This window comes from Streptomyces sp. NPDC050161 (genome assembly GCF_044460025.1).
Taxonomy (GTDB): Bacteria; Actinomycetota; Actinomycetes; order Streptomycetales; family Streptomycetaceae; genus Streptomyces.
Genome location: NZ_JBITJM010000003.1, coordinates 279,860 through 300,636, shown reverse-complemented (window position 1 = coordinate 300,636; position 20,777 = coordinate 279,860). Strand labels below are relative to the sequence as shown.

Below are 20,777 nucleotides of genomic sequence, written 5' to 3'. Positions count from 1 at the left end.
GAAGGTTTCCGCACGGTGGTGTGCGGCGGCGCCTTACGATCGGCCGATGATCGATCCCCGGTTGCAGACCCTCCGTGTGCTGTCCGAGCGGGGCACCGTCACGGCCACCGCCGAGGCCCTGCATCTGACGCCTTCGACGGTCTCGCAGCAGCTGCGGCAGCTGTCGGCGCGGCTCGGTGTGGAACTGCTGGTGCCTCAGGGGCGCAGGGTGCGGCTGACGCCGGCCGCGTGGGCACTGGTCGGGCACGCGGACGCGCTGTTCGCCCGCTGGGAGGAGGCCCGCGCCGACCTCGCGGGATACACGGACCAGGTGGCCGGGCGGCTGCGGATGACCGGCGTCGCGACGGCCATCACCGGCGTGATCGCACCGGCCGCCGAACGGCTGCGCCGTGAACTGCCGCGGCTGCACGTGGAGATCAGCGAGGACCCCGGCGAGAACCGCTTCGAGCTGCTGCTGGCGGGCCGGGCCGACATCGCCGTCGTGATACCGGCGCCGGACGGGCCTCCGGTGGCCGACATACGGTTCACCCAGCAGCCGGTGCTGCGGGAGCCGCAGGATCTGCTGGTGCCCGCCGGGCATCCGTTCGCCGCTCGTGCCGCGGAGGGTGTGGAGCTGGCGGAGGCGGGCGATGAGATCTGGATCCGCGCGGGCGATCCGGCCGATCAGCACCAACTGCTGCTGGCCGCCTGTGCGTCCGCCGGATTCACGCCGCGCACGTGCCACCACGCGGTCGACTGGTACGCGATCGCCGCGCTGGTCGCCCACGGCTTCGGGATCTGTCTGCTGCCGCGGCTGGCCCCGGTTCCCGGGGACTGTCCCGTCGTGCGGGTGCCGCTGCGCGGGAACCCGGTCCCGGTACGGCGGTTCGTGGCGGCGGTGCGCCGGGGCAGTGAGCGGCAGCCGCCGGTCGCCCGTGGTCTCGCGGCTCTGCGCGCGACCGCGGACGAGCGGGCGGCGAAGGGGGCGTGACGAACCGTCAGCCCTGGAGCGCGGCCCAGAACTCGTCGAACGACATCCGGCCGTCGCCGTCGCTGTCCTTGGACTTGATGACCGACTCGGCTATCGGTCCGGTGACGAACGGGTCGCCCATCTCGGCCATCGCGCGCTTGAACTCGTCCGGCGTGACCAGGCCGTCCTGGTCCGCGTCGAACCGCTCGAACTGCTCCTTGGCCTTCTCGATGTCTGCCACGAGAGGTGCCCCCTTCGTCGTGTCCGGTGATGTGACCTGCGTAGATTAGCCGACGGTCAGGTGGCATCCCGGCGGGCCCTCCACCGGGCCAGATAGGGCGCCGTGCGGCCCTCGCCGGCTGCCGCCACCTCGGCGGGTGTGCCGGCCGCCACGATCCGGCCGCCGTCGGCGCCGCCGCCGGGGCCGAGGTCGATGACGTGATCGGCGCCCGCGACCACCCCCATGTCGTGCTCGACGACCACGACGGTGTGCCCCGCGTCCACCAGGCCGTGCAACTGACGCAGCAGCACCTCGGTGTCGGCCGGGTGCAGCCCGGTGGTGGGCTCGTCGAGGAGGTAGAGGGTGTGGCCGCGGCGGGTGCGCTGGAGTTCGGTGGCGAGTTTGATGCGCTGGGCCTCGCCGCCGGAAAGTTCGGTGGCGGGCTGGCCGAGCCGCAGGTAGCCCAGGCCCACGTCCTGGAGGGTGCGCAGGCTGCGGGCGGCTGCGGGCACGTCGGCGAGGAAGCCGGCGGCGGTGTCGACGGTCATCTCCAGGACGTCGGCGACGGTGTGGCCGCGGTGGGTGATCTCCAGCGTCTCGGGGTTGTAGCGGGCGCCGTGGCAGGCGGTGCAGGGCGCGTAGGTGCCGGGCAGGAAGAGGAGTTCGACGGCGACGAAGCCCTCGCCCTGGCAGGTCTCGCAGCGTCCTGAGGTGACGTTGAAGGAGAACCGGCCCGCGGTGTAGCCGCGGGCGCGGGCCTCGTCGGTGGCGGCGAAGAGCTTGCGGACGGCGTCGAACAGGCCGGTGTAGGTGGCGAGGTTGGAGCGCGGGGTGCGTCCGATCGGCTTCTGGTCGACGCGGACCAGCCGGTCGACGGCGTCGAGGCCGTCGACGCTGCCGATCCTGGCCCTGACCTCCGGGTCCTCGGCCGCGCCACCCGCGTCGGCCGCTTCACCTGCCGCCAACTGCCCGCCGGACGCGCCCAGATGGTCCCGCACCGCGTCCGCGAGGACCCGGGTGACCAGGGTCGACTTGCCCGATCCCGAGACGCCGGTGACCGCGGTGAAGACGCCGAGCGGGAAGTCGGCGTCCAGGCCGCGCAGGTTGTGCAGGGTGATGCCGCGCAGCCGGACGGTGCCCGAGGGGCTGCGGGGCGCGCGGTCCGGGAGCTGCGGCGGGTCGAAGAGGAATCTGCGGGTGGCGGACTCCGCGCTGTCGGCGAGCCCGTCGACCGGGCCGCTGTGCAGCACCCGTCCGCCCAGCTCGCCGGCGCGCGGGCCGACGTCCACGAGCCAGTCGGCGCTGCGCACCACGTCCATGTCGTGCTCGACGACGAACAGCGAGTTGCCCGCCTCCTTGAGCCGGCCGAGCACGGTGAGCAGCGACTCCGTGTCGGCGGGGTGGAGTCCGGCGGACGGCTCGTCCAGGACGTAGACGACGCCGAAGAGCCCGGACCGCAGCTGGGTGGCGAGCCGCAGCCGCTGGAGTTCGCCGGCCGAGAGGGTGGGCGCGGGCCGGTCCGTGCTCAGGTAGCCGAGGCCGAGTTCGGTGAGCACGCCGATCCTGGCGATCAGGTCGCGGGCGAGCGTCGGGGCCACGCCGTCGTCCGGCGCGTCGGCGGTGGGGCGCAGCAGCCCGGCCAGCGCGGTCAGCGGCAGGGAGGCGAGTGAGGCGATGTCGTGTCCCGCGAAGGTGACGGCGAGCGCTTCGGGGCGCAGCCGCCGGCCGTCGCAGGACGGGCAGGGCTCGGCGACCATGAAGCCGCGCACCCGGCTGCGCAGCGTCTCGCTCTTGGAGTCGGCGAAGGTGTGCAGCACGTAGCGTCTGGCGCTCATGTACCGGCCCTGGTAGGGGCGTTGGATGCGGCCGACGTCGCGGACCGGCTCGACGGTGACGACGGGCTGCTCGTCGGTGAACAGGATCCAGTCACGGTCGGCCTGCGGCAGCTCGCTCCAGGGCCGGTCGATGTCGTGGCCGAGTGCGGCGAGGATGTCGCGGAGGTTCTTGCCCTGCCAGGCGCCGGGCCAGGCGGCGACGGCGCCGTCCCTGATGCTGAGCGAGGGGTCGGGGACCAGGGAGTCCTCGGTGACACGGTGGACGCGGCCGAGGCCGTGGCAGGCGGGGCAGGCGCCGGCCGCGGTGTTGGGCGAGAAGGCGTCGGAGTCGAGCCGTTCGGATGTGCCTTCGGGGTAGTCGCCGGCCCGGGAGAAGAGCATCCGCAGGGAGTTGGAAAGGGTGGTGACGGTGCCGACGGACGAGCGTGAGGTGGGCGCGGAGCGCCGCTGTTCCAGGGCGACGGCGGGCGGCAGTCCGGTGATCTCCTCGACCTTGGGCGCGCCGACCTGGTGGATCAGCCGGCGGGCGTAGGGGGCGACCGACTCGAAGTAGCGGCGCTGCGCCTCGGCGTAGAGGGTGCCGAAGGCGAGTGAGGACTTGCCCGATCCGGACACCCCGGTGAACGCGACCAGCGCGTCCCTCGGGATGTCCACATCGATGGTGCGGAGGTTGTGCTCACGGGCGCCGCGCACCCGTACGTACGAGTCGGTCATCCCTCCATGATCGGGCACGGCCGTCCGGGGCGTCGGGCGGCCCGGCCGCTCAGCCGGTGGCGGTGGCGGCCTTGACCCGCTCGCGTGCCTCCTCCCACGGCAGCGGGGTGGCGACCAGCGCGCGCAGCGCCCTGACCTGGCGCGGCGGGAGGCCGGCCGCCAGGACGCCGGTGGCGGTGCCGTCCCTGCCGTAGAGGGCGACGGTGCGGTGTGCGGCGCGGTCGATGACGGTGGTCTCCACCTGGTCGGCGCCCGCCGTGAGCCCGTACGCCTGGAGCTTGATGCCGTACTGGTCGGACCAGAAGTACGGCACCGGCGCGAACGGGCGGCGTTCCTGGGCGGGGGTGTCGTCCGCCGCGGATTCCGGTGCTTCGGCGGCCAGTTCGGCCAGGAGGTTGCGGGCGGCGGCCATGCCCTGCTCGGTGGCGTTCATCCGGTGTTCGAAGCGGAGCGGTGCGCCGTGGACGGGGTGGTCCCAGCGGGCCACGTCGCCCGCGGCGTAGATGCCGGGGGCCGCCGCGCAGTACGCGTCGCAGCGCAGCCCGTCGCTGGTGTCCAGCGCCGGTTCGTCGCGCAGCCAGCCGACGGCCGGTTCGGATCCGATGGCCAGCAGCACGGTGTCGGCGGGCAGCAGGCTGCCGTCCGCGAGCCGTACGCCGGTCAGCCGCGCGCCCTCGTCCGTGCTGCCAGGCGCGGTCTCGAAGCCGTCGACGGCGCCGGTGAGCAGCCGTACGCCGCGTGCCCGGTGCTCATCGGCGAGCAGCGCGCCGACGCCGGGGCCCACGGCACGCGACATCGGCACCGGGTCGCGGCCGACGAGGGTGACCTCATGCCCCAACTCCCGTGCCACGGCGGCGGCTTCGCAGCCCAGGACGCCGTTGCCGACGACCACGAGGCGACGGCCTCCGCCGGTCATCCGGGCGCGCAGGGCCAGCGCGTCGTCGAGGGTGCGCAGGGTGAGCACGCCGTCGATGTGCGCGGCCCCTGGCAGGGTGCGGGCGGCGACGCCGGTGGCGATGATCACTCCGGCGCACTGGAGCTGTTCGCCGCCGTCGAGGGTGAGGGTGCGGGTGGCGGCGTCCAGGCCGGTCGCCCGGGTGCCGAGCCGCAGGTCGAGGCCGAGCGGGTCGAGCTGTTCGGTGCTGCGCAGCAGCAGCCGCTCGGCCTCCCAGGTGCCGTGCAGCAGTTGCTTGGACAGCGGCGGCCGGTCGTAGGGAAGGTGTGTTTCGTCGCCGATGAGGGTCAGCGGTCCCGTCCAGCCGAAGCGGCGCAGCGCCTCGGCGGCGGCGAGCCCGGCGGCCGACGCGCCGACCACGGCGAGCGGCAGGGCGGTCATGCGTGCAGCTCGATGACGGCGGCGGGGCAGATCGCGGCGGCCTCGCGGACCGCGTCGTGCTGTGCGGCGGGCGGCGCGTCGTCGAGCACGACGACGACACCGTCCTCGTCACGCTGGTCGAAGACCTCGGGGGCGATCAGCACGCACTGGCCTGCGGCGCAGCACTTGTCGGCATCGATGGTGATCTTCATGGCAGGACTCCCGTGGGGTGGTTCGGTGTGCGGATGCGGTCGGTTCAGGGCGGCACGGGTGGGTGGTGCCGCCCCATGTCACCAGGTGACGGGCAGGGCGTGACAGCCGTAAATCGACATGTCGGTTCGGAACGGGATCTCGTCGACCGGCACGGCGGGCCGCAGCGCGGGGAAGCGGCGCAGCAGGGTGCCGATGACGACCTGGAGCTCGACGCGGGCCAGTGCCTGGCCGAGGCACTGGTGGATGCCGTAGCCGAAGGCCACGTGGTGCTGGGCGTTGGGCCGGCAGACGTCGAGGCGGCCGGCGTCGGGGAAGACGTCCTCGTCCCGGTTGGCCGACGGCACGGCGACGACGACACCCTCGCCGGCCCGGATGAGGTGCCCGTCGATCTCGACGTCGGCGGTGGCGACCCGGCGCGGTCCGTTGCGGATGATGCTGTGGAAGCGCAGCAGTTCCTCGACGGCGCCGCGGATCAGCGCCGGGTCCTCGCGCAGCCGGCCCGCCGACTCCTCGTCCCGCATCAGGGTGAGGGCGCTGAGGCCGATCATGTTGGCGGTGGTCTCGTGCCCGGCGATCAGCAGCAGGGCGGCGAACGAGACCACGTCGTCGTGGGTGATCTCACCGGTCCGCTGCTGCTCGACGATGAGCCGGCTCAGGATGTCGTCGCCGGGCGCCGCCTCCTTCGCGGTGACCAACCGGTCGAGGTAGCCGCGGAGTTCGGTGCGCGCGACGGCCCGTTCGCCGTCCGCGACGGTGCGCGAGAGCAGCGTGCCGGTCAGCCGCTGGAAGAGGTCGTGGTCGTCGTAGGGGACGCCGAGCAGCAGGCTGATGACGAGCGAGGGGACGGGCAGCGCGAGGGCCTCGATGAAGTCCACCGGGCCCTGCTCGCGCTCCATCGCGTCGCACAGTTCGTCGGTGATGCGCTGGATCTCCGGGCGCAGCGCCTCGACCCGCTTGACCATGAATTCACGGGTGACCATCCGGCGCAGCCGGGTGTGCTCGGGCGGGTCCATGCGGATGAAGCCGCGGTGCTCACCCGCGGTGGCGCCGCCGGTCATGCCGCTGAGCGGGTAGCCGGCGATGTTGGTGTCGGAGCTGAAGCGGAGGTCGCCGAGTATCGCCCGGATGTCCGCGTAGCGGGTCGCGAGCCAGGCCCAACTGCCGTCCGGGAGCGAGATCTTGGAGATCGGTTCCCCGGTGCGCAGGGCACCGAACTCCGGCGGCGGGTCGAAGGGGCAGCCGCTCGGCGGCTGGACGGGAAGGGGCGCCGGTGCGGCGGCGGAAAGAGTCATCTTCGCTCCTCGGACGCACACCGCCAGGGGTGTGCGCCTCACGTCGGACGTATCGCCTAACACCCGTAAACTTACAACCGTAATGAGCAGGTAAACGGGCCGGGGGGTGCCGGAAGAGGGAACCCGCAGGGACGGGAACGCCGGAAACCGCGCCAAGGCAGGGCAAGGCGGGCACGGAGGGGCGGAGAACGGGCGGGAGGCGCCCGGAGGGCACAGCTCAGGAGACGGGCGCGGGCGGCCGGAAAGGGCGGTGGCGTCCGGGAGAACAGCGGCGACGCGGCGCGAAGCGGCCGGTCACCGTTCGACGAGGAACGTCAGCATCCCCCGGTGAGCGTCAACGCTCCAGGAGACGAGCGTCAACGCTCCAGGAGCAGATGCAGGACTTCGTCGACGAACGTGTCCAGCCGGCTGGCATCCTTGCGGCTCGGCATGACCTGCCAGATCATCACCCGGCCGTGCACCGACGACCACAGCATGTACGGGGCCTCGGAGCGGGCGCAGCGGACCCGCCACCCGGCGTCCTCGCAGGCCGTCAGCGCGTCGTGCCAGCTGCGCACCACGAGACCTGCCGGGTGCCCGGCCAGCCGCTCGGGGCCGACCGGCGTCTGCCGGGTCTCGTAGAGCAGGCGGTAGGTGGCGGGGTGCTCGACCGCGTAGTGGCAGTAGGCGCGCAGCTGGGCGCGGAGCCTGGCCACCGGGTCGGCATCGGCCCCGGCCTGCGCGGCGGCTTCGGACATCGCCCGCGCCAGCCGCTCGAAGCTGATCTCCAGGGTCGCCCAGACCAGCTCGGTCTTGTCGGCGAAGTGGCGGTAGATGCTCGGTGCGGCGACCCCCGCCTCGCGGGCGACGGCACGCAGCGACAGCGCGTCCTCGCTGCCGACCTGCTCCAGGAGACGCTCGGTGGCCCGCAGCAGCTCCTCACGCAGCCGGTCGCCCTGACCGCGTGGATTCCTGGCCCGGGTGGCCGCATTCCCGCTCACTGCCCGCCGGTCCTCTCCCCTGCTGCCCTGCTTCCGGCACCCTGCCGCGTCCACCAGGGTTTCACACCGCGGCGGCCCGGCCCACGCGAGGGCATGTCCGTTAAGTCCGGTCACCTGCCGCGCGCCGGGTGGAAGAGCACCGATCCGGGACCGCCTACGGGTCACTTGCCCTGCTTCAGCCCCTCCGCCGCCGCGCCCCTGCCGAGGACGGCCGCGGTGATCGCCTTGCGCTCCTTCGCGTACTTCGGCGTGCGGCCGAGGTCGACGGTGCGCAGCGGCTCTTCGCGGGTGATCAGCTGCGGCACGTACTCGGCGCTGGTGACCTGCCAGCGCTCCCCCTCCTCCTCGGGCGGCGCGAACCGGAAGCGGGCGACGGTGCCCCAGTTGCCCTGCGGCTTCTTCATGGCACCTGCCATCTGGTCGCCGAGTCCGTAGACCACCCACGTGCCGTTGACCTTCTCGTACGGCTGCGGGGTGCGTGCGCGGCTGCCGACGATGAGGTCGATGTCGGGGCGCCCGTCGGTCTCCGACCCGGTGAGGACGCGGGCCAGTTCGGTCTGCTGCGCGTCGGGGGCGGTGCGGTACTCGGTCCCCCAGTGCGCGCTGACCACGACGAGGTCGGCGCCCGCCCGGCGGGCCGCGCGGGCGTCGGCGATGATCCGCTGCTCGTCGGCCAGGTTCACCGCCCACGGCGCGGCGGCGCCCCGGCCCTGCGCGCCGACGGTGTACGAGAGCTGGGCGACCTTGGCGCCGCCGAGCGCCGTGAGGAGCGTGGGGCGGGACGCCTCGGCGACACTGCGGGCCGTACCGGCGTGCCGCAGTCCCACGGTGTCCAGGGCCTCCAGCGTGCGGCCGACGCCGTCGGCGCCGCCATCCAGGCTGTGGGCGGACGCGGTCGCGCAGGAGTCGAAGCCGGCGTCCTTGAGGGCGGTGGCGACCTGCGGCGGCGCCTGGAAGTCGCGGCCACTGGCGAAGGGGCCTTCCAGCGGGCCGAGCGGCGTCGGCAGCTGGCACAGCGCGAGGTCGGCCGACGCGATGACGGGCTTGATGCCCTTGAGCATCGGCCGGTAGTCGTAGCCGGCGCTCCGAGCGTCCTGCTGCGCGGTGTCCAGCACCGTCGCATACGAGGCGAGGACATCACCGGACGCGACGAGGGTGAAGGGGCTCTTGGCGGGCTCCGCGGGCGCGGGGGACTCGGCGGGCGCGGCGGGCGCGGGGGCACCGGCGTGCCCGCCGGGTGTGGCCCGCGGGGACGGCGGTGGCTGCGGCGCCTCGGTCCTGGCGGCGCAGCCGACGGCGAGACCGGCGAGCAGGACGGCCGCTGCATACCTGGTATACGCACTCATGAGCGAGGCATATCAGCATCAACCGGACGGAAATCGCCGTCGCCCGCCGGTGTCCCGCGTAATCCCCCGTACGGCCGGTCGTGTGCCGGACCTACCCGTCTAGGGTGTGCCCGATGGAGCGCACCCGGCACGACGACGACCGTTTTCCCGCCCGGCTGTCCGTGCTCCGGCACATGGGCCGCAGCGCCGCCGGGCGGGCCTGGCTGGACCGGCTGCCCGGTCTGGTCCGTGAGGTCGAGGAGCGCTGGGATGTGCGTCTCGGCACCCCCTTCGACGGCGGGACCTGCGCCTGGGTGGCGCCCGCCGAACTCCCGGACGGCGCCCCGGCCGTACTCAAGGTCGGCCGGCCGCACCGCGAGGCCGAGGGCGAGGCTCCGGGGCTGCGCATCTGGGACGGCAACGGCGCGGTGCGGCTGCTGCGCCATGACCGGAGCCGTGGGGCGCTGCTCATCGAGCGCTGCACGCCGGGCACCTCGCTCGCCACGGCGGCGCTGCCGCCCGAAGAGCGGCTCGCTCTCGCCGCCGGTGTGCTGCGCGAACTGTGGTCGGCGCCCGCGCCGCCCGACGGCGTCCTGGAGAGCGTGGAGCAGGTCTGCGCCGAGTGGGCCGATCTGGTGCAGGAGCGGATGCTGCGGCTGCGGCCCGGCTACGACGTGGGCCTGGTGGAACTGGGCGCGCGGCTGCTGCGCACGCTGCCCGCCGGCGCCCGCCGCGAGGTCGTGGTGCACGGCGACGCCAACCCCGGCAACGTGCTCGCCTCGCGGCGCAGGCCCTGGCTGGCGATCGACCCCAAGCCGATGACCGGCGACCCCGCCTACGACCCGTGGCCGCTGCTGGCCCAGATCGACGACCCGTTCACCCGCGACGACCCGCGACCGGTACTGCGCGAGCGCTGCGCCCTGCTGGCCGACGCGCTGGGCGATGACCCGGCGCGGCTGGCCGCCTGGGCGGTGGCACGGAGCGTGGAGAGCGCACTGCACAGCGCCGATCACGACGATGTCGCGGGCGGGGCCGAGGAGTTGGCGCAGGCCAGGACACTGGCGGAGCTGGCCGGCTGCTGAGCGCGCCCCTGACCGGCGGCCGGGCCATACATCCGAGGAATCGCCCCACCAGGGCCCGCCCGGCACCGCGCTGACCGGCCTCCCCTTCGGGCCGATTCTGCGTCGGCATCCCGAGACCCCGACATCCCCCCACGGTCATCGGATGTCTCTCCGTCGAAAGCCTTCCGCTTCCCCCTTGTCCGCTGCACCATGCGAGAGGGGTCGGGCGCGAGCGGTCCGGTACGAGGAGCACCGCGGCGGATGCGCGCGCCGCCGTCCCCATCTCCCTGTCCACCGCACCGACTTGGAGACCCGATGGCCGCCGATCCTGCCGTGCCGCCCAACGGACCCGGCGCCGCGTCGAGCGCCGCACCGCCCGGTACTCGCGCGACGCCACCCCGGCGCAGCGTGCTCGGGGCGGCGCTGGCCGTCGGCGTGGCGGGCGCCGCGGGTCAGGGCGGCGCGGAGGCCGCCGCGTCGCCCGCGGGCGGGACACCACCGGCCGCGCCGCAGCCCGCGGCCGATCCCTGGCGGCGGATCCTCGCCGACGCGGATCCGGTCTGGCGGCGGATGCCGACGGCCTGGCACGAGGGCCCGTTCCTCGGCAATGCGCTGCTCGGCTCGCTGGTGTACGCCGAACCCGGCGCGAACGCCGTACGGTTCACCGTCCAGCACAGCGAAGTGCAGGACCACCGCCCGGAGTTCGGGGCGCTCTTCGGTCTCGCGCGGCTGCCGGTCGGCCACTTCACGCTGGAGCCGGTCGGCACCGTCACCGGCGTCGACTGGCGGCTGAGCCTGCACGACGCCGAGCTGACCGGCACCCTGACCACCGACCGCGGCACGCTCGCCGTCCGCGCGCTGGTGCACAACTCCCGTTCGGTGCTGGCCGTCGAGGTACGGCCGAGCGCGGGCGAGCGGGGGTTCGGCTGGGCGTTCCACCCGGCCGACGCGATCAGCCCGCGGGCCGCCTTCAAGGCGGTGCCCGACGGGTACACCGGCAATCCTCCGGCCCGCACCGAAGAGCACGGCGGGGTGCGGGCGGCCGTGCAGCCGCTGCTGGCGGGCGGGATGCATGTGACGGCCTGGCGCGAGCGGGCCCGGCCGGACGGGGCGCGCACGCTGTACGCGGCGGTCGCCCCGCACCGTCGCGCAGGTGACGCACGCGGGCGCGCCCTGCGCGCGGTGCGCCGCGCCGCCGCCCATACGTACGGGGCGCTGGCCGCCACCGGCCACCGCCCCTGGTGGCACGCCTACTACCGGCACGGCTTCCTGTCCGTGCCGGACGCCAGGCTCCAGCGCTTCTACTGGATCCAGCTCTACAAGGTGGCCGCCGCGGCCCGCGCCGAGGCGCCGGTGATGGCCACCAGCGGGCCCTGGCTTGAGCCGACGCCGTGGCCCGCCACCTGGTGGAACCTCAACGTCCAGCTGGAGTACTGGCTGATCCACGGCTCGAACCATCTCGAACTCGACGCGGTGACGCGGGCGTTGAGCGCGTACCGGGACCGCCTGTCGGACCAGCTCGACGCCGCGTACCGCGCGGACTCGGCGGGCATCCCGCGCACCACCGACATGTTCCTGCGCAACGGCGCGGACGCGGCGAACGGCGGCTACGCGGTCGGCGTACCGGGCCAGGACCCGCCGACACCCGAGGTCGGCAACCTGACCTGGGCGCTGCACAACGTCTGGCTGACCTACCGGCACACCATGGACGAGCGGGTGCTGCGCGAGGTCCTGCACCCCCTGCTGCGCCGGGCCGTCGCCTACTACCTGCACTTCCTGGAGCCCGGCGGGGACGGGAAGCTGCATCTGCCGGCGACCTTCTCGCCCGAGTACGGCGTCAACGCGCGGGACTGCAACTACGACCTGATGCTGCTGCGCTGGGGCTGCGCCACGCTGCTGGAGTCGGTGGAGATCCTCGGTGTGTCCGACCCCGCGGCCGACCGCTGGCGCGCGGTGCTGGCCAGGCTGGCGCCGTATCCGGTGGACGAGAACGGCTTCATGATCGGCGCCGGTGTCCCGTTCGCCAAGTCCCACCGGCACTACTCCCACCTCCTCGCCGTCTATCCGCTGTACGAGGTGACCTGGGAGCAGCCGGAGCGGCGGGCCCTGATCGAGACGTCGCTGCGCCACTGGGTGGGCTTCGAAGGCGCCCTGCAGGGCTACACGTTCACGGGCGCCGCGTCCCTGTCCGCCCAAATGGGCCGCGGCGCGCAGGCGTTGGGCTACCTCGACGAGCTGATGGACCGCTTCATCCGGCCGAACACCATGTACCAGGAGTCGGGTCCTGTCATCGAGACGCCGCTGTCGGCGGCGCAGTCGCTGCACGACATGGTGTGCCAGAGCTGGGGCGGGGTGATCCGGGTCTTCCCCGCGCTCCCGGACGCCTGGCGCGCGGTGTGCCTGCACGATTTCCGCACCCAGGGCGCCTTCCTGCTGAGCGCCGCCCGCGAGGACGGCCGTACGCGCTGGGTCCGGCTGCGCAGCGAGGCGGGCGCCCCGTGCGTGGTGCGGCACTCGCTGCCGGACGGGCCGGTGGAGGTACGCGACGCGCAGGGGCGCCCGGTGCACCACGACGACCTCGGCGGCGGCACGCTCCGTCTCGCCCTGCCGAAGGGCGGCACGGCGCTGATCACGGCGCGCGGCGACCGCCCCGAGCCGTACGTCGCACCCGTCGCGGCGAACGCCCCGGCGCCTCGCTGGGGCCTGCCGGGCTGAGGGAACGCGGGTCGGCGCAGGTTTCGACGGCACATCGGCGCCCGTCGCGCCACCCCCGAAAATCACAGACAGATGTGAAGTTCACGTCTTGATTTGAGAACTTCACATGTGATTGTGTTTGAAGCACCATGAACGACGTGATCCCTGAGAACTCGACGTCCACCGAGGCCACCCGCCCGGTGGTCGGCGTCTCGCTGAAGCTGTACTTCGGCCTGGCGCAGACCCGGGCCTGGCTCGCGGACGTGGCCGCACTGAACGGCACCCTGGCCACGCTCCCCCGCCCCGTCGACCTCTTCGTGCTGCCCGCCTTCCCCGCGCTGGCGGACGCCCGCGAGCTGCTGTCCGGCACCGGCATCGGCTACGGCGCGCAGGACGTGCACTGGGCCGAGACCGGCGCGTGGACCGGCGAGGTCTCCGCCGGAATGCTCACCGAGACCGGCGCCGGGTACGTCGAGGTCGGCCACGCCGAGCGCCGCCGGCACTTCGGCGAGACCGACGAGACGGTCGCCGCCAAGACCCGGGCGGCCACCCACGCCGGGCTGATCCCCGTCATCTGCGCGGGCGAGCGCCGCGCCGACACGCTCGCCGGGGCCGTCGAGGAGACCCTGACCCAGGTGCGGGCCGCGCTCGGCGGCGCGGCGCCCGGCAGCGAGGTCGTCATCGCGTACGAGCCGGTCTGGGCGATCGGCGCCCGCGAGGCGGCACCCGCCGACCACGTCCGCGCGGTGGCCGCAGCCATCCGCGGCGCGCTGCGCGACCACGACGTGCGCGGCCGGCTGATCTACGGCGGCACCGCTGGCCCCGGCACCTACACCGAGCTGGCCGGCGCCGTCGACGGCCTGTTCCTCGGCCGGCTCGCCCACGACACCGAGGGCCTGCGCAAGGTCATCGAAGAGATCGCGGGCAGCTGACACCGGCCGTCCGCCGCACCGCCCCCAGCCCCCCGGCCGCACGGCCCAGGACCCCGAGGAGACCACCGTGCAGGACACCTACCGCATCGCGATCGGCGCCGACGACGCAGGCATCGCCATGAAGGACGCCATAGCCGCCTACCTCACCGACCGCGGCTTCCCGGTCACGGACCTGAGCGCCGCCCCGTCCGAGGACTACCCGGACGTCGCCGAGCGCGTCGCGCAGAGCGTGGCGCGCGGCGAGCACGAGCGGGCCGTGCTGATCTGCGGCACCGGCATCGGCATGGCCATCGCCGCGAACAAGGTCGCCGGTATCCGTGCCGCGCAGATTCCCGACAGTTACAGCGCCGAGCGCGCCCGCAAGTCCAACGACGCGCAGGTCGCCTGCTTCGGCAGCCGCACGATGGGCGTCGAGGCCGCGCTGGTGTGCCTGGAGCACTGGCTGGTCTCCGAGTTCGCCGGTGGCGGCTCGGCACCCAAGGTCGAGAAGATCAAGCAGGTCGAGTCCCGCAACCTGCGCGCCGCCTGACAGTCCGCCCGCCACCGCCCGGAAGGAAGCCGACCCACGGTGAGCTGCACGACTCCCCCGCCACCCGCGGAGCAGGGCGCCACGGCCCCCGCCGGCGGCTTCGTCTGGAGCGCCGCCGACCGGCGCGCGGTCGACACCGCCCGGGTGCTGGCGATGGACGCCGTCCAGCGCGCCGGGCACGGCCACCCCGGCACCGCGATGAGCCTGGCGCCGGTCGCGTACCTGCTGCACCAGCACCTGATGCGGCACGACCCCGCCGACCCGCACTGGGCGGGCCGCGACCGCTTCGTGCTGTCCGCAGGCCACGCCTCGCTGACCCTCTACACCCAGCTGTTCCTCTCCGGTTACGGGCTGACCCTGGACGACCTCAAGGCATTCCGCCGTAAGGGCAGCGCGACCCCGGGGCACCCCGAGTACGGGCACACGGCCGGGGTGGAGACCAGCACCGGGCCGCTGGGGCAGGGCGTCGCCAACGCGGTCGGCATGGCGATGGCGGCCCGCTACGAACGCGGCCTGTACGACCCGGACGCGCCGGCCGGCACCTCCCCGTTCGACCACACCGTCTGGGCCCTGGCCGGCGACGGCTGCCTGGCCGAGGGCGTCACCGCCGAGGCGAGCGCGCTGGCCGGACACCAGCGGCTCGGCAACCTCGTCCTGATCTGGGACGACAACCGCATCACCATCGAGGGCGACACCCGGGCCGCGAGCAGCGAGGACGTGCTCGCCCGTTACGCGGCCCTCGGCTGGCACGTCCAGCAGGTCGCCACCCGCCCGGACGGCGACGTCGACGAAAGCGCCCTGCACGCCGCCCTGTCGGCCGCGCGGGCCGAGACCGGGCGGCCCTCGCTCGTCGCCGTCCGCACCGTCATCGCCTGGCCCGCACCGCACGCCCGCGGCACCGCAGCCGCGCACGGTGCGGCCCTGGGCCCCGACGAGGTCGCGGCCACCAAGGAGCTGCTCGGCTTCGACCCGGAGCAGGACTTCGCGGTCGAGCCCGCCGTCCTCGCGCACACCCGCGCGGCCGGTGACCGCGGCCGGGCGGCGCACGACCGGTGGCGGACGGAGTTCACCGCCTGGCAGGCCCGGCACCCCGGACGCGCCGCCGAGTACGCCCGGATCCTCGCGGGGGCGCTGCCCGACGACTGGCAGGGCGCGCTGCCCGCCTTCCCCGCGGACGGCCGGGTGGCGACCCGCCGGGCCTCCGGAACGGTGCTCAAGGCGCTGGGCTCCGTACTCCCCGAACTGTGGGGCGGCTCGGCCGACCTGGCAGGTTCGAACCACACCACCATCGACCCCGGCTCGTCGTTCCTGCCCGCGGACAGTCCGCTGCCCGCCGCCGACCCGTACGGCCGCACCGTCCACTACGGCATCCGCGAGCACGCCATGGGCGCGGTGATGAACGGCATCGTGCTGCACGGCAACACCCGTATCTACGGCGGGACGTTCCTGGTCTTCGCCGACTACATGCGCCCGGCCGTGCGGATGGCCGCGCTGATGCGGCTGCCGGTGACGTATGTATGGACGCATGACTCCATCGGCGTCGGCGAGGACGGCCCCACCCACCAGCCCGTCGAACACCTCGCCTCGCTGCGCGCGATCCCGGGCCTCAACGTCGTGCGCCCGGCCGACGCGACGGAGACCACCACGGTCTGGGCGGAGATCCTGCTGCGCCACCGTGACCGGCCCGCGCCGCACGGCCTGGCGCTGTCCCGGCAGGACCTGCCGGTGCTCTCCGGCACCGACGGCGCCGCCCGCGGCGGGTACATACTCGCCGAGGCCGACGGGGTGCGCGACGGCGGGCTGCCGCAGGTGATCCTCATCGGCACCGGATCCGAAGTGCAGCTCGCGCTGGCGGCCCGCGAGCGGTTGCAGGCCGACGGCGTGCCCACCCGCGTGGTGTCGATGCCCTGCGTCGAGTGGTTCCGGGAGCAGCACGCCGGATACCGGGACCACGTGCTGCCGGCCGCCGTCACCGCCCGGGTGTCCGTCGAGGCGGGCATCGCCCAGGGCTGGCGGGAGATCGTCGGCGACCGCGGGCGCTGCGTGTCACTTGAGGACTTCGGTGCCTGCGCGTCAGGGCCCGAACTGTTCGACGCCTGCGGCATCACCGCCGAAGCGGTCGTCGAAGCGGCACGCGATGCCGTCCGCACCCGTCCCGGCTTCCCGCCGGGCGTACCCGTCCCGCACCCCGCTCACTCCCTCGCCCCCACTCCCGAAAGGCGGTAACGACCATGCGCGCAGTTGTCATCGAGGAACCGAACAAGCTGTCCGTCACCACCGTCGCCGACCCCACACCAGGCCCCGATGACGTCGTCGTCAAGGTCACGGCCTCCGGCCTGTGCGGCACCGATGTGCACATGCTCGCGGGTGAGTTCGGGCCGACCCGCTACCCCGTGATCCCCGGCCACGAGTTCTCCGGCGAGATCGTCGCCGTGGGCACCGCGGTGACCGGCTTCGCCGAGGGCGACCTGGTCGCCGCCGACCCGGCGATCTACTGCGGCTCGTGTCACTTCTGTTCCATAGGGCACGGCAACCTCTGCGAGCAGTGGGGCACGATCGGCATCACCATCGACGGCGCCTGCGCCGAGTACGTCAAGGTGCCGGTCCGCAACCTCTACCGGCTGCCGGCGACCGTGCGGCCCGAGCACGCCCCGCTCATCGAGCCGCTGTCGACCATCGTGCGCGGCTTCGACATCGTCGACCCGAAGCTGGGCGACAACTTCCTGATCTACGGCGCGGGCACGATGGGCCTGCTCTACCTCCAGGTCGCCCAACGGGCCGGTGCCGCCTCGGTCTCGGTCGTCGACATCAACGAGGACCGGCTGGCGGTGGCCCGCAAGCTCGGCGCCGACGCCGTCGCCACCACCGCGGACGCACTGACCGACGACCACCCGCGCGGCTGGCAGGTCGTCACCGACTGCACCGGCAACATCCGCGCCATCGAGGACGGGCTGACCCGGCCGATCCGCGGCGGCACCTTCCAGCAGTTCGGCTGTGCCCCCGACCAGGAGATGGCGCGGTTCTCGCCGTTCCGCATCTACAACGACGAGATCCGGATCGTCGGCAGCATGGCGATCCTGCACAGCTACGGCCGGGCCGTCGAGCTGCTGGGCAAGGGCGTCATCGACTCCGAGACGATGATCACGCACCGGTTCGGTCTCGACCAGTACGCCGAGGCCCTCGACACCTTCAAGCGGGGCACAGGACGCAAGCTCCAGATCGTCCCGAACGGCCCGGTGGCATGACAGCGGCCCTTCCGGGCGACGCGGCGGACGGCGGCCCGCTCCCGCGCACCATGCGGGCGGCCGTCCAGCGCGGTCCCCGGCAGCTCGCCGTCGAGGAGGTGCCGGTCCCGGTGCCGGGGCCGCGGCAGGTCCTGGTGCGGGTGCTCGCCGTCGGCACCTGCGGCTCCGACGTGCACTTCTACGAAGAGGGCGAGCTGGGCGGCTGGCGCGTGGACGGGCCGCTGATCCTGGGGCACGAGCCGAGCGGGGTGATCGTCGCGACGGGCGCCGGTGTCACCCGCCGGGTGCCTGGCGAGCGGGTGTCGATCGAGCCTGGCACACCGTGCGGCGGCTGCGAGCAGTGCCGGCAGGGGCGTTACAACCTGTGCCGTGCGATGCACTTCTTCGCGATCCCGGGCCAGGCGGACGGCGCGTTCGCCGAATTCGCCCTGGCGCACGAGGACTTCGTCCATCCGGTGCCCGACGGGGTGTCCGACGAGGCGGCTGCGCTGCTCGAACCGCTGTCGGTGGGGGTCTGGGCCTGCCGCAAGGCGCGGGTGGCGCCGGGCGACCGGGTGCTGATCACCGGCGCCGGGCCGATCGGCCTGGTCGCCCTCCAGAGCGCACGGGCCTTCGGCGCCGCCGAGGTCGTCGTGAGCGACGTCAATCCGCACCGGCTCGCGCTGGCGGCCGAGCTGGGCGCGTCCGCGGTGCTGAACGTCGCCGAACAGCCCCTGAACGAGAGTGGGTTCGAGCCGCACGTCCTGCTGGAGTGCTCCGGCTTCGGCCCTGCCGTCGCCGAGGCGGTGTGCCAGGTGGGCCGGGCGGGACGGGTGGTGCTGGTCGGCATGGGCGGCGACGAGGTCAGCCTGCCGCTGCCCCGCCTCCAGCAGTACGAACTGGAGGTCACCGGCACCTTCAGGTACGCCCACACCTGGCCCACCGCGCTCGGTCTGGTCGCGTCGGGCGAGGTCGACCTGGACCGCCTGGTGACCCATCGGTACGGGCTCGCCGACACGGAACGGGCGCTGACGTCCGGCGCGCGGGACGCGACCTCCGTCAAGGCGGTGGTCCTGCCGCAGCAGTGACCACGCAGGTCCCGCCTCAGCGGTGACCGCGCGCGGAAGGCCCCGGGGTGGTGCGGCTCCCCGGGGCCTTGCGCATGCCGCCATGAGATCCGAGGTCTGCGGACATCGACACCCTTGAAGTAGGCAACTCCCCTTCGACCACCGGGAGATGATCCGATGTTTCTCCCGTCCGAGGGCTTCCCGTCCGCCCCGGACGCCTGCACCATGCGGGGGTGGCGCCGGAGGCACGGAAACGGCCCGGGGCCGACGGAACGACCGTCCCACCGACCGACTCACCGAACCGACCGAACCGACCGGAGGAGCCTGTGATGGAACGCCGTACCGGACCGTTCCGGCTGCTGGGAGCGCTGGGGCTGCTGGGTTCGCTGCTGCTGTCCTTCGGCGGCCAGGCCGCCGCGGCACCGCCCGCGCCCCGCCCCGCCGGCGGTCCCGGCACCAACCACGCGACCGACGACCCGTTCACCGCCGACCGCACCTCCTGGTGGCGCCAGGACCGCTTCGGCATGTTCATCCACTTCGGCGCCTACTCGAACCTGGAGGGCGAGTACACCCGGCCCGACGGAACGGTGTGCAACGACGCCGAGTGGATCAAGCGCCAGTGCAAGATCCCCGACGCGGCGTACGAGAAGCAGGCGGCGACCTTCAACCCGGCGGACTTCGACGCCGAGGCGATCGTGCGCGCCGCCAAGGCCGCAGGCCAGCGCTACATCGTCATCACCTCCAAGCACCACGACGGCTATGCGATGTGGCCGACGAGGCAGAACCGCTGGAACCTGCGCGACCACTCCGCGTTCGACCCGCACCGCGACATCCTCGCCGAGCTGAAGAAGGCCACCGACGCGGCCGGCATCAAGCTCGGCTTCTACTACTCGATCTGGGACTGGCACGACCCCGACTTCGCCGACCCCGCGACCTTCCCGCGGTACAAGAAGCGGATGTACGGCCAGCTCAAGGAGCTGGTGGAGCGGTACGACCCGGCGCTGCTCTGGTTCGACGGCGAATGGGACGCGGACGACCCCACCAACCGCTGGTCCCGCCGGGACGGCGCCGATCTCCAGACGTATCTGCACCGGCTGAACCCCGGCCTGATCGTCAACAACCGGGTCGGCAAGCGCGGGGTGGCCGACGGCGACTTCGGCACACCGGAACAGGAGATCCCCGACCGGCCGGTGGACGGGCAGCTCTGGGAGAGCTGCATGACGCTGAACGACCACTGGGGATTCGCGAAGTACGACACCCACTGGAAGTCGCCCGCCACCGTCGTCCGCAATCTCCTGGACGTCGCGAGCCGCGGCGGCAACTACCTGCTGAACGTCGGCCCTGACAGGCACGGCCGGATCCCGCAGCCGTCCGTGGACCGGCTGCGCGCGACGGGAGCGTGGCTGCGTGCGCACGGGCAGGGCGACGCGGTATACGGCACCGGGTACACAGGTCTGGTCGCCGAGCCGTCCTGGGGCGCGGTCTCCCGGCGCGGCGACACCCTCTACGCGTCCGTCACCTCCTGGCCGGCGTCCGGCGCTCCGCTGCACCTGACGGCCGAGGCACCGTTCGCGATCACCGGCGCCGAGGTGCTGGGCAGCGGCCGGCACGTCGAGGTCACGCCGTCGGGCGACGGCTTCGACCTCACGCCGTCCGGCCCGGCTCCGGATCCGCTCGCGAGCGTCATCCGGCTCCGCATCACGCCCCCGAAGGCGGCACCGGCCGGCACCGGGACCGGGCTGACGGCGCAGAGCTGGGCGAACGACTCCTTCACCGGCCCGCCCGCGGTGACCACCGTCGACCCGACAGTCAACAAGTCCTACCGCTTCGACGGGTCACCCGACCCCAGGATCCCCGCCGACCACTTCAGCACCCGCTGGACCGGCAGCATCCAGCCGCGCTACGACGAGACGTACACGCTGACCACGGTCTCCGACGACACCGTGCGGGTCTGGATCGACGGCAAGCCGGTGATCGACCACGCGACGCCGCACGAAGCCGCGGTCGACAAGGGCACCGTGACGCTGAAGGCGGGCCACCGGCACCGCATCCGGATCGACTACACGGAACGCGGCGGCGAGGCCCACATGAAGCTGCTGTGGTCGAGCCCGAGCCAGTCGCAGCAGATCGTGCCGCAGCGCCAACTGTACGCGGACTGACCTGCGGCGGGACGGCGCCCACCAGGGTCCGGAACCCGGCACGCGGGCGGAGTTCTGAGCCCCGGTGGGCGCTGCGCCGCCGACAGGTCAGTCGATGCCGCGGAAGATGTGCGGCTCGGCCGGGTCCTCGTCGCAGCCGGCGAGGCGCACCGGGGCGCCGCGGCCCCAGACCTCAAGGTTGCGGACTTCCTTGATCCGTCCGGGGCGGTCGCCCTGCTTCTCGCGGGGCTGCTTGTACTGCGTCTTGTCGAATGCCACCACGCACTCC

General features: G+C 73.5%; 17 protein-coding genes. 9 read left to right on the top strand and 8 right to left on the bottom strand.

Annotation, left to right across the window (positions count from 1 at the left end; all coding sequences use genetic code 11):
- Positions 1-46: 46 nt before the first annotated feature.
- Complete coding sequence (locus ACIBK8_RS06760; protein WP_399040513.1) at positions 47-970, top strand: LysR family transcriptional regulator; 924 nt, start codon at positions 47-49, stop codon at positions 968-970.
- 7 nt (positions 971-977) lie between these two features.
- Here ACIBK8_RS06760 and ACIBK8_RS06755 read toward each other — a convergent pair whose 3' ends face one another.
- The 7 genes from ACIBK8_RS06755 to ACIBK8_RS06725 all read right to left on the bottom strand — a co-directional run bounded on the left by ACIBK8_RS06755 (position 978) and on the right by ACIBK8_RS06725 (position 8,864).
- Positions 978-1,190, bottom strand: a complete 213-nt coding sequence (locus tag ACIBK8_RS06755) for an EF-hand domain-containing protein (RefSeq protein ID WP_393681413.1) — start codon at positions 1,188-1,190, stop codon at positions 978-980.
- Between the two features lie 56 nt (positions 1,191-1,246).
- Positions 1,247-3,718, bottom strand: a complete 2,472-nt coding sequence (locus ACIBK8_RS06750; protein ID WP_399040511.1) for an ATP-binding cassette domain-containing protein — start codon at positions 3,716-3,718, stop codon at positions 1,247-1,249.
- A gap of 49 nt (positions 3,719-3,767) precedes the next feature.
- Entirely contained in the window at positions 3,768-5,054 is a 1,287-nt protein-coding gene (locus ACIBK8_RS06745; protein WP_399040510.1) for an NAD(P)/FAD-dependent oxidoreductase, read from the bottom strand.
- Positions 5,051-5,245 carry a ferredoxin gene (locus ACIBK8_RS06740; protein ID WP_399040508.1) on the bottom strand — a complete coding sequence of 65 codons (195 nt, stop codon included), beginning with the start codon at positions 5,243-5,245 and terminating at the stop codon, positions 5,051-5,053. The genes ACIBK8_RS06745 and ACIBK8_RS06740 overlap by 4 nt, the downstream gene beginning before the upstream one ends.
- Positions 5,246-5,323: 78 nt before the next feature.
- On the bottom strand, positions 5,324-6,538 hold the full coding sequence (locus tag ACIBK8_RS06735; protein ID WP_399040507.1) for a cytochrome P450: 1,215 nt from the start codon (positions 6,536-6,538) through the stop codon (positions 5,324-5,326).
- Positions 6,539-6,894: 356 nt separating this feature from the next.
- Positions 6,895-7,518 (bottom strand): TetR/AcrR family transcriptional regulator, encoded by a 624-nt coding sequence (locus tag ACIBK8_RS06730; protein WP_399040506.1) that lies wholly within the window; start codon positions 7,516-7,518, stop codon positions 6,895-6,897.
- Between the two features lie 161 nt (positions 7,519-7,679).
- Complete coding sequence (locus ACIBK8_RS06725; protein WP_399040505.1) at positions 7,680-8,864, bottom strand: CapA family protein; 1,185 nt, start codon at positions 8,862-8,864, stop codon at positions 7,680-7,682.
- 113 nt (positions 8,865-8,977) lie between these two features.
- Between ACIBK8_RS06725 and ACIBK8_RS06720 the strand changes: the two genes are divergently transcribed.
- The 8 genes from ACIBK8_RS06720 to ACIBK8_RS06685 all read left to right on the top strand — a co-directional run bounded on the left by ACIBK8_RS06720 (position 8,978) and on the right by ACIBK8_RS06685 (position 20,509).
- Positions 8,978-9,925, top strand: a complete 948-nt coding sequence (locus ACIBK8_RS06720; protein WP_399040504.1) for an aminoglycoside phosphotransferase family protein — start codon at positions 8,978-8,980, stop codon at positions 9,923-9,925.
- 294 nt (positions 9,926-10,219) lie between these two features.
- On the top strand, positions 10,220-12,619 hold the full coding sequence (locus ACIBK8_RS06715; protein WP_399040503.1) for a glycosyl hydrolase family 95 catalytic domain-containing protein: 2,400 nt from the start codon (positions 10,220-10,222) through the stop codon (positions 12,617-12,619).
- 137 nt (positions 12,620-12,756) lie between these two features.
- Positions 12,757-13,530, top strand: a complete 774-nt coding sequence (locus ACIBK8_RS06710) for a triose-phosphate isomerase family protein (protein ID WP_399040502.1) — start codon at positions 12,757-12,759, stop codon at positions 13,528-13,530.
- 67 nt (positions 13,531-13,597) lie between these two features.
- On the top strand, positions 13,598-14,059 hold the full coding sequence (gene rpiB, locus ACIBK8_RS06705; RefSeq protein ID WP_399040501.1) for a ribose 5-phosphate isomerase B: 462 nt from the start codon (positions 13,598-13,600) through the stop codon (positions 14,057-14,059).
- A 39-nt stretch (positions 14,060-14,098) separates the two neighbouring features.
- On the top strand, positions 14,099-16,285 hold the full coding sequence (gene tkt / locus ACIBK8_RS06700) for a transketolase (RefSeq protein WP_399040500.1): 2,187 nt from the start codon (positions 14,099-14,101) through the stop codon (positions 16,283-16,285).
- 5 nt (positions 16,286-16,290) lie between these two features.
- Complete coding sequence (locus ACIBK8_RS06695; protein ID WP_399040499.1) at positions 16,291-17,304, top strand: zinc-dependent alcohol dehydrogenase family protein; 1,014 nt, start codon at positions 16,291-16,293, stop codon at positions 17,302-17,304.
- Positions 17,301-18,371, top strand: coding sequence for an NAD(P)-dependent alcohol dehydrogenase (locus tag ACIBK8_RS06690; protein WP_399040498.1), 1,071 nt, complete (start codon positions 17,301-17,303; stop codon positions 18,369-18,371). Before ACIBK8_RS06695 ends, ACIBK8_RS06690 begins: the two co-directional genes overlap by 4 nt.
- A gap of 308 nt (positions 18,372-18,679) precedes the next feature.
- The gene (locus tag ACIBK8_RS06685) at positions 18,680-20,509 is read left to right on the top strand and encodes an alpha-L-fucosidase (protein ID WP_399040496.1); all 1,830 of its coding nucleotides are present in this window, start codon (positions 18,680-18,682) and stop codon (positions 20,507-20,509) included.
- Between the two features lie 87 nt (positions 20,510-20,596).
- On the opposite strand, the gene ACIBK8_RS06680 is transcribed toward ACIBK8_RS06685, so the two are convergent.
- Positions 20,597-20,767 (bottom strand): hypothetical protein, encoded by a 171-nt coding sequence (locus tag ACIBK8_RS06680; RefSeq protein WP_393681509.1) that lies wholly within the window; start codon positions 20,765-20,767, stop codon positions 20,597-20,599.
- Between the last annotated feature and the right edge of the window lie 10 nt (positions 20,768-20,777).